The organism is Nocardiopsis sp. L17-MgMaSL7 (genome assembly GCF_003182025.1).
In the GTDB taxonomy this organism is placed as follows: domain Bacteria; phylum Actinomycetota; class Actinomycetes; order Streptosporangiales; family Streptosporangiaceae; genus Nocardiopsis; species Nocardiopsis prasina.
Genome location: NZ_QGTF01000003.1, coordinates 166,898 through 177,994 on the forward strand (window position 1 = coordinate 166,898; position 11,097 = coordinate 177,994).

General features: G+C 72.9%; 9 protein-coding genes. 5 read left to right on the top strand and 4 right to left on the bottom strand.

Annotated features, from left to right (window positions below):
* Nucleotides 1-54: 54 nt before the first annotated feature.
* On the bottom strand, nucleotides 55-1,893 hold the full coding sequence (locus BDW27_RS06140; protein WP_110048558.1) for a serine/threonine-protein kinase: 1,839 nt from the start codon (nucleotides 1,891-1,893) through the stop codon (nucleotides 55-57).
* Nucleotides 1,894-2,189: 296 nt separating this feature from the next.
* Here BDW27_RS06140 and BDW27_RS06145 point away from each other — a divergent pair, with 296 nt between their 5' ends.
* The 3 genes from BDW27_RS06145 to BDW27_RS06155 all read left to right on the top strand — a co-directional run bounded on the left by BDW27_RS06145 (nucleotide 2,190) and on the right by BDW27_RS06155 (nucleotide 5,595).
* Nucleotides 2,190-3,443: a cytochrome P450 gene (locus BDW27_RS06145; RefSeq protein WP_110048559.1), complete on the top strand. Its 1,254-nt coding sequence runs from the start codon at nucleotides 2,190-2,192 to the stop codon at nucleotides 3,441-3,443.
* Nucleotides 3,444-3,533: 90 nt separating this feature from the next.
* Nucleotides 3,534-4,610: an endo-1,4-beta-xylanase gene (locus BDW27_RS06150; RefSeq protein ID WP_304592158.1), complete on the top strand. Its 1,077-nt coding sequence runs from the start codon at nucleotides 3,534-3,536 to the stop codon at nucleotides 4,608-4,610.
* Nucleotides 4,611-4,668: 58 nt separating this feature from the next.
* Nucleotides 4,669-5,595: an aminoglycoside phosphotransferase family protein gene (locus BDW27_RS06155; protein WP_110048561.1), complete on the top strand. Its 927-nt coding sequence runs from the start codon at nucleotides 4,669-4,671 to the stop codon at nucleotides 5,593-5,595.
* 220 nt (nucleotides 5,596-5,815) lie between these two features.
* Here the strand turns inward: BDW27_RS06155 and BDW27_RS06160 are convergent, their stop codons facing one another.
* A complete protein-coding gene (locus BDW27_RS06160; RefSeq protein ID WP_051061260.1) occupies nucleotides 5,816-6,817 on the bottom strand; it encodes an AraC family transcriptional regulator in 1,002 nt (333 codons plus the stop codon).
* Nucleotides 6,818-6,898: 81 nt separating this feature from the next.
* Here BDW27_RS06160 and BDW27_RS06165 point away from each other — a divergent pair, with 81 nt between their 5' ends.
* Together BDW27_RS06165 and BDW27_RS06170 are read left to right on the top strand one after the other, a co-directional pair.
* Nucleotides 6,899-7,762 (top strand): NAD(P)H-binding protein, encoded by an 864-nt coding sequence (locus BDW27_RS06165; RefSeq protein ID WP_110048802.1) that lies wholly within the window; start codon nucleotides 6,899-6,901, stop codon nucleotides 7,760-7,762.
* Nucleotides 7,759-8,634 carry an NAD(P)H-binding protein gene (locus BDW27_RS06170; protein ID WP_110048562.1) on the top strand — a complete coding sequence of 292 codons (876 nt, stop codon included), beginning with the start codon at nucleotides 7,759-7,761 and terminating at the stop codon, nucleotides 8,632-8,634. The genes BDW27_RS06165 and BDW27_RS06170 overlap by 4 nt, the downstream gene beginning before the upstream one ends.
* Before the next feature lie 84 nt (nucleotides 8,635-8,718).
* On the opposite strand, the gene BDW27_RS06175 is transcribed toward BDW27_RS06170, so the two are convergent.
* Together BDW27_RS06175 and BDW27_RS06180 are read right to left on the bottom strand one after the other, a co-directional pair.
* On the bottom strand, nucleotides 8,719-9,423 hold the full coding sequence (locus BDW27_RS06175) for a pentapeptide repeat-containing protein (protein WP_017543435.1): 705 nt from the start codon (nucleotides 9,421-9,423) through the stop codon (nucleotides 8,719-8,721).
* A gap of 51 nt (nucleotides 9,424-9,474) precedes the next feature.
* Nucleotides 9,475-11,058 (bottom strand): PucR family transcriptional regulator, encoded by a 1,584-nt coding sequence (locus BDW27_RS06180; RefSeq protein ID WP_110048563.1) that lies wholly within the window; start codon nucleotides 11,056-11,058, stop codon nucleotides 9,475-9,477.
* Between the last annotated feature and the right edge of the window lie 39 nt (nucleotides 11,059-11,097).

Sequence of the window (11,097 nt, forward strand, 5' to 3'; positions counted from 1 at the left end):
GGTGGTGGGACCGCGCGGTCCCACCACCCCCTCGCTCAGGGTCGGTTCGGAAGGTCAGCCCCAGAAGCCGAAGCTGAACAACAGGAAGTTCGTGGCGGCCATCGCGGCCAGCGCCAACACCGCGCCCACCACGAAGGACGTCCGCAGCGAGCGGATCAGATACTCCAGGGACACCATGTTGTTGAGCAGGAAGTAACCCAGCATCATCGCGTGGAGGAACCCGTCCACGCTCCACGGCTCGAAGTAGAAGACGGAGCCGGTCCACATATCGGCCTCGGCCGTGAACCACGCCCACGCCAGCGCCGCCCCGTACCCCAGGGGGATCTGGATCAGCGGGATGATCATCAGCGGCAGCAGCTTCACGAAGCCCCACAGCCCCGGCTGGTCGGCACGGCGCGCCTCGGCCTGGGCCCGGCGGGCGGCGTCCTGCTCGGCCCGCATCCGGTCGCGGTGGGCGCGCTCGGCCTCCTGGCGGCGCCGCTGCTCCTCCTGCTGTTCCTGGGAGCGACGTTGCTGCTCCTGGCGCTGGCGCTGCTGCTCCATCTGCCGCTGACGCTGTTGCTCGGCCTGGCGGTACTGGCCGTCCGGCTGCTGGCGCGGGTCGGTGCGCTGGTCGCGGCGCCCGCCGTAGAGGTCCGCGTAGGGGTCCTCCTCGCTCGGCCCGCCCTGGCCACCCTGACCGTACTGCTGGGTCTGCTGGTACTGCTGCGTCTGCTGGAACTGGGCCGTGGGCGGGACCTGGCCGGGCTGACCCGGCGCCTGGGTCCCCGGGAAGCCCGCCGTGGGCTGGTGGGGAGCACCCGGCTGGTTGCCCAGCACCGAGGTCGCACCCGCCGAGGGGTCCTGCGTCCCGTACCCGCCCGACGGCGCCACCTGCGTGGACTGGTCGTCCCCGAAGGCGCCCGCCGCGGCGGCTCCGGCCACCGCTCCGGCCGCGCCGCCCAGCGCGGCGGCCCCGCCCGCGCCGAGGGCCTCGGTCCGCTGGTGGCCGCCGGTCGCGCCGGGATCGCCCGCCGAGGTCGCCAGGGCCTTGTTGACCTTGGCCACCTGCTCCTGCACGCCCATCATCACGGCCGGAGGAAGCCAGGAGGACCCGGCGTGCACGTCACCCAGGTAGTCGAGGATCTCGCCCGGCCCCGGCCGCCCCCGCACGTCCTTGGACAGACAGGCCGCGATCAGGTGGCGCAGCGACTCCGGGACGGCGGACAGGTCCGGCTCCCGGCTGATGATGCGCATGACCATCGTGGGCATGTTGCCCTCACCGAACGGCCCGGTCCCAGCCGCCGCGAAAGCCAGCACCGCACCGTAGGCGAACAGGTCGCTGGCGGGGGTGAGCTCGGAACCCTGCACCTGCTCGGGGCTCATGAACCCCGGCGTGCCGATCACCGACTGGGTCGCGGCGGTGCCGTCGGTGGCCCGCGCGATACCGAAGTCGATCACCCGGGGCCCGTCCTCCGACAGGAGCACGTTGCCGGGCTTGAGATCGCGGTGGATCAGCCCGACCCGGTGGATCTCCGCCAGCGCCTCGGCCAGGCCCGCCGCCAGGACCCGCACGCTCGCCTCGGGCAGCGGGCCGTGGGCCTGCACCGCCTCGTCCAGGGGAAGCGAGGGCACGTAGGAGGTCACCAGCCATGGCACCTCGTCGTCGGGCCCGGCGTCGATGACCGGGGCGGTGAACGCCCCGCTGACCTGACGCGCCGCAGTGACCTCGCGGGCGAACCTCTGCCGGAAGGAGGGGTCGCTGGCCAGGTGCGGGTGGATGCGCTTGATCGCGACCGCTCGGCCGCCGGCCGAGCGCCCGAAGAACACCTGACCCATGCCACCGGCGCCCAGGCGACCGATCAGCCGGTACCGACCGACCCGCTCCGGATCAGAGTTCTCTAGCGGCCCCAACGTCCTCAACCTCCGGCTCTGCGGCGTCTTCCTACCGAACGGGGCCCCAGTCTAGGCCTTGGCCACCCCCTCCGGACCACCGTCACGATGTGTGATCCGCCCCGGTGCCCCGGGGTTCGCGCGAACCCGCAGGAGGGAGCCGGGGAACTCTCGTGGACAACGACGCGAACGGAAGGAACGAGCGGTCCCCGGGGCGCGGTTCCCACCTGGCCACAGACGGCCAACTCCCGCGTTCGCCCCGGGTACGGGGGCCGGGAGGCCTAGGCTCGGAGGGTCACCGAGAGGAGCCATCAAGCATGCGGACACTCGACACCCTCCGTATCGACGCCCAGCTCCGTCTGGCCCACGGCGTGTCGTGGCTCACGGCGCAGCGCGGCGACCACCCCAGCCGCCTCCTGCACTGGCCCTGGCGGCAGAACCCCTACCCGACCTACCGCAGGATGCGTGAGGAGGGCCCGGTGGTTGCCAGCAGGCTCCAGTTCAGGGCCGCCACCACCCGGGCCGCCGTGGACGAGATCCTGCGCTCGCGCGACTTCGGCGTGGAGCCGCCCGAGGGCGTCGAGGTCCCCGAGCAGTACCGCGTCGTCGACCTGTCCTTCCTCCAACGGGACCCGCCGGACCACACCCGGCTGCGCAAGCTCGCCCGCCCGGCGTTCAGCCCGCGCCGCATGACCGAGTACCGCGCCGAGATCGAGAAGATCACCGCCGACCTCCTCGACGGGGTCCTGGCCCGCGACGGGTTCGACCTCATGCGCGACTTCGCCCAGCCCCTGCCCATCAAGGTGATCAGCCGCCTGCTGGGCGTCCCCGAGCGCGACGACGCCGACTTCGTGCGGATCGGCTACGTGATCGGCGGGGCACTCGACGGGGCCAGCTCGGCGCGTCACCTGCGGGAGATCCAGGACGCGACGGCAGAATTGGACCAGTTGTTCGCGCGTCTGATGGCCGACCGCCGAGCCGAACCACGCGAGGACGTGGTCTCCACTCTGGTCGCGCAGACCGACGGCGGGGAGCTGACCGCCGCCGAACTGAGCGCGATGTGCCGTCTGCTGCTGGTGGCCGGGTTCGAGACCACGGTGAACCTGATCGGGAACGGGGTGATGGCGCTGCTGCGCCACCGGGAACAGTGGGAGCGGCTGGTCGCCGATCCCGGACTGGCCACCGGCGCCGTCGAGGAGGTCCTGCGCTTCGACTCGCCCGTCCAGCTCACCGGACGCTGGTCCCGGACGGACACCGAGGTCCAGGGGGTCCCGGTACGGGCCGGTCAGCAGGTCATGTGCCTGATCGGATCGGCCAACCGGGACCCGGGGCACTTCACCGCCCCCGACCGGTTCGACATCACCCGGGCCGACGCCGGTGAGCACCTGTCCTTCTCCGGCGGGGCCCACTACTGTCTGGGCGCTCCCCTGGCCCGCTTGGAGGGCGAGATCGCGCTGCGCGCGCTGGCGGAGCGGGCCCCCGGGCTGCGGCCCACCGCGATGCCCACCCGGCGGGGCACGCTGACCGTGCGGGCCCTGTCCGCGTTCCCGGTGTCCGCCGGGGGCCGGTAGAGGGTGGGAGCCGACGGGGTGCGGGGGGCCGTCCGGAACGGCTGGCGTTCGGCCACGCGCGGAAGGGGTGTCCTGCTTTCGGCGGGAGCGGTGTGCGTGGTCGTCTTCCTGGTGGTGGCGGTGCTGGCGTTGGTCCTCCCCGGCCCGGGCCAGGAGCCGTCGAGTGAACTCCCGGCCCTGGCGGGGTCGCACGGGATCGAGCTGGGTGTGGCCGTGGCCGTGAACCCGCTGACCCACGAAACCGAGTACCGGGACGTGGTGACCGACCACTACACCTCGGTGACGGCGGAGAACACCATGAAGTGGCAGTACGTCCAACCCGAGCGCGGTTCCTTCGACTGGAGCGGACCGGACGCGGTGGTGGGCTTCGCCGAGGACCACGGGCTGTCGGTGCGCGGGCACACGCTGCTGTGGCACAACCAGCTGCCGGCCTGGCTGGCGCAGGGGTCCTTCGACCCCGACGAGCTGCGCGAGGTGATGCGAGAGCACTTCGGCGCGGTGATGGGCCGCTACCAGGGGCGGGTCGCCTCATGGGACGTGGTCAACGAACCCTTCGAGGACGGTTCCCCACGGCTGCGCGAGAACCTCTGGTACCAGACTCTGGGCGAGGACTACGTCGCCGAGGCGCTGCGGGCAGCGCACGACGCCGACCCCGGGGCGAAGCTCTACATCAACGAGTTCGGAGTGGAGGGCAGCGGCGCGAAGGCCGACGCCCTGTACGAGCTCGCCTCGGACCTGCTGGACCAGGGCGTGCCGCTGCACGGGATCGGGTTCCAGGGCCACTTCGTGCACGGGAACGTGCCCGAGGACCTGGCCGAGAACATGCGGCGCTTCGCCGACCTGGGCCTGGACGTGGAGATCAGCGAACTGGACGTGCGCATCCCCGAACCGGCCAGCGACGAGCACCTCTCGGCCCAGGCCGACGAGTACCGGCACGTCCTGGAGTCCTGCCTGGCGGTGTCACGGTGCGTGGGCGTGACCGTGTGGGGGGTGAGCGACGCGCACTCGTGGATCCCCGAGTGGTTCCCGGGGTACACGGCCGCGCTTCCCTTCGACGACGACCACGCTCCCAAACCCGCGCTGGCCGGTATGGTCGAGGCCCTCCGCCGGGGCCGACGGGCCCATGGACGGGCCCCCGGGAAGGTGACGGTGTCCGGTACGCGTTAGGCACGTGCCCCGCCGACACTCCTTCGTCACGAACCGACGACGAAGGACCAAGGAAACCATGGACGAGACCACTCCCCCGATCCCCGTTCCGCCAGCGCTCGCCGCGACGCTCGACCGGTTCTTCGGCCCCGCGTGGGCCCGGGACCTGCCCCGGTTGGCCGCCCGCCAGTGCGACCGGTGGGGGCTGCGGCCCACGGGGGCTCCCATGCACGGCGCCGTGGCGCTCGTCGTCCCGGTGGAGCGGGCGGACGGTTCCCCGGCCGTGCTCAAGGTGCAGCCGGTGGACGAGGAGACCGAGGGTGAACCCGTGGCACTGCGCGCCTGGAACGGTGACGGCGCGGTGCGGCTGTTGGACCACGACCCCGGAACGGGGGCGATGCTGCTGGAGGCCCTGGACCCCGCACGGCGGCTGGACTCCGTACCCCTGGACGAGGCGCTGGGGGTGATCGGCTCCCTGCTGGGCCGACTCGGCGCCCGGTCCGGGCCGCCCGGGATGCGCGATCTGGGGACCATGGCGCTGCGCATGGCGCGCAACGCCGAAGCCGTGGTCGGCTCCGAGCGGGTGCAGGCGCGGACCCGTGCGCGCCTGGGACGGTGGGCGGGGCTCGCCCGAGAACTGGCCACCGAGCCCGGCGACCGGCTGCTCCACTGGGACCTGCACTACGGGAACGTGCTGGCACCGCTGCCCGGTTCGGATCGGGGGCCGTGGCTGGCCATCGACCCCAAACCGCTGGTGGGCGACGCGGGATTCGAGCTGCTGCCCGCGCTGCGCAACCGGTGGGAGGAGGCGGAGGCCACCGGCGACGCGGTCCGGGAGACCCGGCGCCGCTTCGACCTGCTGGCCGAGGTGGCGGGGCTGGACCGCGAGCGGGCCCGCGCCTGGACGCTGGTGCGGGTCCTGGAGGACAGCCTCTGGGAGATCGAGGGCGGCGCGGCGGAGATGTCCGGGTTCCAGGCCGCGGTGGCGCGGGCCCTGGACACCTGACCTGGCAGGGGTCGCGGCTGCCCCGGACGTCCGGTCCCACTCGGGAACTGCCTCGGGAACCGCGCTGCCGGGCCACAGCCCTTCCAGGGGCGTAAAGACCTGGTCCCGACCGAGTTCGCTCCTGCTGGCGAACTCGACCTCCTGGGCCACCGGGCAGAGGGCCTCGACGCCCTCGGTGAACCGCGGGACGGTGTTCGGATCGTGGTGACCGTCGACCGCCTCAGCCGCCCGGGACGGGGGCGGCGCCCACCAGGTCCTCCTTACCCCTCGGCGCAGGCCGCTGCGCGCCCGACGCGGCCCGGCGGTGTTCGGTGGGCGTGGTGCCGCGCAGCCGCTTGAAGGCCGCGCTCAGGGCGAAGGCGTTGGAGTAGCCGACCCTGCGCGCGATCGCCTCCACGGTGGTGTCGGACTCACGGAGCAGGTCGGCGGCCCGCCCCACCCGCCAGTCGGCCAGGTAGGTCATGGGCGGGACCCCCACCAGCGCGCGGAAGTCGCGGGCCAGGGTGGCACGGGAGACCCCGCAGTGTTCGGCCAGCAGGGCCACGGTCCAGGGGCCGTCCGGGCGGTTGTGCATCAGGCGCAGCGCCTGGCCCACCACCGGGTCGTCCATCGCGGTGTACCAGGCCGGTGGACGGGCCCCGGGGCGGTCGAACCAGGCGCGCAGCATGGTGATCAGGGCCAGGTCCAGCAGGCGGTCCAGGACCAGTTGCTGGCCGGGGGCCGGGCAGTCGATCTCGGCGGTGATCAGGTCGCGGAGCCAGTCGTGGCACTCGTCGCCCGGGACGACCAGGACGGGCGGCAGCGCGGAGACCAGACGCTGACTGAGGTCACCGGCGACCTCGTAGTAGCCGCTGAGCAGGAGGTCCGAGGAGTCCGGGGACTCGCCGTAGGTACGCAGTCCCTGGCTGGCCTCCTCGGGCAGGGCGGCGCCGTCCGGCCCCAGGCAGGTGTCGCGGTCCAGGACCGTACAGGTCACCGGTGCTGTGGCGGGGTGGGCGACGGTGTGCGGGCCGGGAGCGCGCAGGATGGCGGTGTCCCCGGCGGCCAGCGCGAGAGGCTCGCCGTCCTCCGGGACGATCCAGGCCCGTCCGCGCACCATGGTGACCAGTGTGAGCGGTGAGCTGTGGGCGAACCGCACGGCCCAGGGCGGGTTCATGACCGACCTGCTGAAGAGCGCCCCTCGGGCGCGGACCCCGTCCAGAAGGTCCGAAAGTGCGTCCATGCCGCCAGCGTAGACGATGGGATATCCGATTGAGCTTCTGGGCCATGGATCGTCTCAGACTGTCGGGGTTAAATCATGGTCATGACAGAGCACACGACACAACGGACGACACGTCCGGTCCTGGTGACCGGAGCGACGGGGATGACCGGCAGCCGGGTCCTGGCCCAGCTGAGGGAACGGGGCGTGGCGGTGCGGGCGGCCTCCCGTTCCTCCGAGTGGCGGTTCGACTGGAACGACCCGACCACCTGGGACCGGGTCCTGGACGGCGCAGGGGCCGTGTACCTGGTGCAGAACGACGAGGACCCGCGGATCCCGGAGTTCGTGGGGCGAGCCGTGGCACTCGGGGTGGAGCGGATCGTCCAGCTGTCGGCGCGCGGCGTCGACGGCCCCGCGTACTTCGAGAGCGGGGACGAGCCCCTCGCGCACCTGGTGGCGGAGCGGGCGGTGCGGGCCAGCGGCCTGGAGTGGACGATCCTGCGTCCGAACTGGTTCTCCCAGAACTTCAGCGAGGGGCTGCTGTCGGACGGGGTGCGCTCCGGGGTGCTGCGGCTGCCCACCGCTGACGGGGCGACCACCTGGATCGACACCGAGGACATCGGTGCCGTCGCGGTGGCGGCCCTCACCGAGCCGGGCCACCACGGACGTACCTACGAACTGGGCGGCCCCGCGGCGCTGAACCTGTCGGAGGCCGCGGCCGAGATCTCCGGGGCGCTGGGCCGCACGATCCGCTACGAGCCGGTGTCCGAGGAGGAGTACTCGCGCGGCCTCGTGGCGCAGGGCTGGTCCGAGGCGGGGGTCGAGGAGATGACCGCGGCGCTCTCGGTGATCCGGCGCGGCCTGGAATCCACGTACGTCTCCGGCGTTCGGGAGGCTCTGGGGCGTGAACCGCGCGGCTTCTCGGACTACGTGGCCCGCACCTTCCACGAGGGCTGGGGGCTCTCGTGACGCGCTCCGTCCAGGGGACGGGGGAACCGGTGCTGGTGCTCGGGGCGACCGGGATGACCGGTTCCCGGGTGGCGCGGCGTCTGCGGGAGCGTGGTCTGGAGGTGCGGTCGGCCTCGCGCTCCTCCCCGTGGACCTTCGACTGGCGGGACCCCTCCACCTGGGACCGCGTCCTGACCGGGACCCGGGCGGTGTACGTGGTGCAGTTCGACCCCCAACCGCTCACCCCGCCCTTCGTGGAGCGCGCGGTGGCGCACGGTCTGGAGAGGATCGTGCTGCTGTCCGGGCGGGGGGTCGACGACCGCGACTACTTCCCTGAGGCCTTCGAGTCCGACGCGAACTTCGTCCCCACCCACCTGGTCGGCGAGGAGGCGGTGCGCGGGAGCGGTCTGGAGTGGACGATCCTGCGGCCCGGGTGGTTCTCCCAGAACCTCAGCGAGGGGTTCCTGGGCCAGGAGGTGCGGTCGGGCCGGATGCGCCTGCCCACCGGGGACGGGGCGGCCACCTGGATCGACGCCGAGGACATCGCCGCCGTGGCGGTGGCGGCGCTCACCGAGGATGGGCACCACGGGCGCACCTACGAGCTCTCCGGGTCACGGGCGCTCGACCTGACCGAGGTGGCCCGGGAGATCTCGCACGGCCTGGGCCGCGAGGTCACCCACACGCCCGTGACGGTCGAGGAGTTCGTGTCCGAACACGTGGCTCGGGGGTGGTCGGAGGAGGAGGCCCGCGACCTGGCCTCGGCCCTCTCCCCCATCCCCCGGGGCAAGGACACCCACGTCTCACCCGGTGTCGGTGAGGCGCTGGGACGCGAGCCGCGCTTCTTCGAGGAGTTCGTGAGGGACGCGGTGGACTCCGGGGTGTGGGAGCGATGAGACGACGCCGCACCTTTACGTCGTAGATTCATACCGTCGCGCCCCGCACAGCAGTGACTGTGCGGGGCGCGGCCCGCCCGGTGCCTAGTCGGTGACGGTGATGCCCAGCGAGCCCAGAATCATCCCGGCCTGGGCGGGACCGATGGTGGCGCCCCGCAGGAACCCGGCCTGCTGGAGCTCCAGCTCCCCCAGATCCACCCCGCGCAGGTCCGCACCGGTGAACCGGGCGTTGACCAGGTTGGCCCCGCGCAGCCGCGACTCCACCCACACCGTCTCGCGCAGGTCGGCCGAGGCCAGGTCCGCCTCGTCCAGGCGCAGCCCCTCCAGGGTCTGGCCGCGCAGGACCAGCCCCTTGCACCGGGCCAGCATCAGGTTGCACTGGGCGAAGGAGTAACCGATCCCCCGGAGCGAGTTGAGCCCCGCGCCGGTCAGCCTGCACCCGGTGAAGACGGTGTCGGTGAGCAGCGCGCCCTGCCAGCGGGTGTTGGCCAGGTCCGTGCGCTCGAAGCGGGTGTCCGTGCACTCGGTGTTCGCGAAGGAGGCACCCGGGGCCCCTCCCCCGGTGAACACCGCCCCCTCCAGGACCGCACGGTCCAGGCGGGCCCCGTCCAGGCGGCAGTCGACGAACCGCGCGTCCACCAGGTCGGCGTCGCGCAGGTCGGCCCCGCTGAGGTCGCAGCGGGTCAGGACGCGCGGGGCGCCCGGATCCTTGGACAGGGCGTCGCGCAGGTCGAGTTCGGACAGGTCGGCGTCGGTGGTCTCGGACTGCCCGAGAAGGTCGGTGCTCACGCTCCGGACTCTAACGTTCACCACCGACAACGCAGGCCCGTATCGGAGGCCTCAGTCCCGCAGTTTGAGTGCCAGGAACAGGTCGACCCGGTGCTCCAGACTGCTGAGGTCGCGGCCGGTGAGCTCCTCGACCCGGCCGATCCGGTAGCGCAGGGTGTTGACGTGGACGTGCATGAAGGCGGCGCAGCGCTGCCAGGAACCCGAGTGGGCCAGGAACTGCTCCAGGGTGTCCACGAGCTCGGACCGGTGGTCGCGGTCGTACTCCAGCAGTGGGCCCAGAAGGCGCTCGCGGTAGGAGGTCTGCACCTCCTCGGGCACCGAGGCCAGCAGGAGTTCGTGTGAGTCGATCTCGGCCCCGGCGATCACGCGGGAACGCCCGCCCCGCAGCTCCGCAAGGCGGCGGGCGTGGCGGGCCTCCACGGCGGCGCCGCGCAGCTCGGCCACGCCTTGGGAGGCCGAGCTCAGCCCCACGGCCAGCCGGTAGTCCAGCAGCCCTCCGTCCAGGACGCGGGCCCGGTGGACCAGCTCGGCGCGGATGGCCTCGGCCCTGGCACGGGCCTGCTCCTCGGGGCCCTCCACGGGGATCACGGCGAGCGCGTCGTTGTCCCCGGTGACCACGGCGCCGGGGTGGTCGGCCACGAGTTCGGCGACCACGCGGCGCGCCAGGTCGGGCACGCGCGGTTCGGGGAGCATCATGGCACTGACCACGACGTGCACGCGGTCCTCGGGCTCGGGGGCCCTCTCCTCACCGGTGCCGCGCATCAGGGCGGTGACCTCGTCGAAGCGCTGGGCCGCGAGGAGTCGCGGCAGCCCCTCGAGGTGCCGCGCGGTCGTCAGGGAGCGCTCCTCGTCGCGGCTGCGGGCCAGGACGCTGACGGAGACGAGTTCGGCGACCGCCTCGTGTTCCTCCTCGCTCCAGGACTCGTGGTCGCCGGTACACACGAGCAGCCAGTTGGAGAGCGGGTGCGACTCCTTGGTCCGGATGGGGACGACCGTCAGGGCGCGGCCCTGCCCGCCCGCGGAGCCCCGGGTGGTGTGCGGGAAGGACGACCAGGTCAAAGCCTTGGCCGCGAGGTCCTCGCGCTCCTCGGATGTCAGGGCCCCACCGGAGGAGGCGACCTGGCGACCGCTCGCGGAGACCACCCAGGCGGTGACCCCGGCCTGTCGGGCGGCGGACGCGAAGGCGTCGGGGAAGTCGGCGCCCGAGGCGACCTCGGCCATCAGGCGGCGCTGGCGGTCCCGGGTCTCCGCGATCGTCGTGAAGCGGCGCTGGGTGAGGGAGCGCAGCACCTCCTCGGTGACCACGCCGAAGGAGGTCTCCGGGGGGATCTCCACGAGGGGGACGTCGTGGGCCGCGCAGGCGGCGACCAGGTCGTCGGGAACCTCGCCCAGGGCGGTGCCCGCCCCCACGGCCAGGGCCCCGGCGCCGACCACGGAGGCCACGAAGGTCTCGGAGTCCTCGGGGCGGGTCCGCCACATCATGCCGGTGAGGACGAGTTCCCCGCCACGCAGGTAGCGGGCGGGTTCGAGCAGGTCAGTGGTGTAGGCCCAGCGGATGTCGCGGTGGGCGTGCTCGGCACCCGCCAGGAACCGCAGGTGCAGTCGCTTGACGGCGAGCAGCTCACTGATCTGCATGGGCTTCCCTCTGTCGGTCGGGTGGGGCGGCTTCCCCGG

Excerpts from the sequence above, each read along its gene's own strand:
- BDW27_RS06145 (WP_110048559.1), top strand. The coding sequence starts at position 2,190 with ATGCGGACACTCGACACCCTCCGTATCGACGCCCAGCTCCGTCTGGCC.
- BDW27_RS06155 (WP_110048561.1), top strand. The coding sequence starts at position 4,669 with ATGGACGAGACCACTCCCCCGATCCCCGTTCCGCCAGCGCTCGCCGCG.
- BDW27_RS06160 (WP_051061260.1), bottom strand. The coding sequence starts at position 6,817 with ATGGACGCACTTTCGGACCTTCTGGACGGGGTCCGCGCCCGAGGGGCG.
- BDW27_RS06165 (WP_110048802.1), top strand. The coding sequence starts at position 6,899 with ATGACAGAGCACACGACACAACGGACGACACGTCCGGTCCTGGTGACC.
- BDW27_RS06180 (WP_110048563.1), bottom strand. The coding sequence starts at position 11,058 with ATGCAGATCAGTGAGCTGCTCGCCGTCAAGCGACTGCACCTGCGGTTC.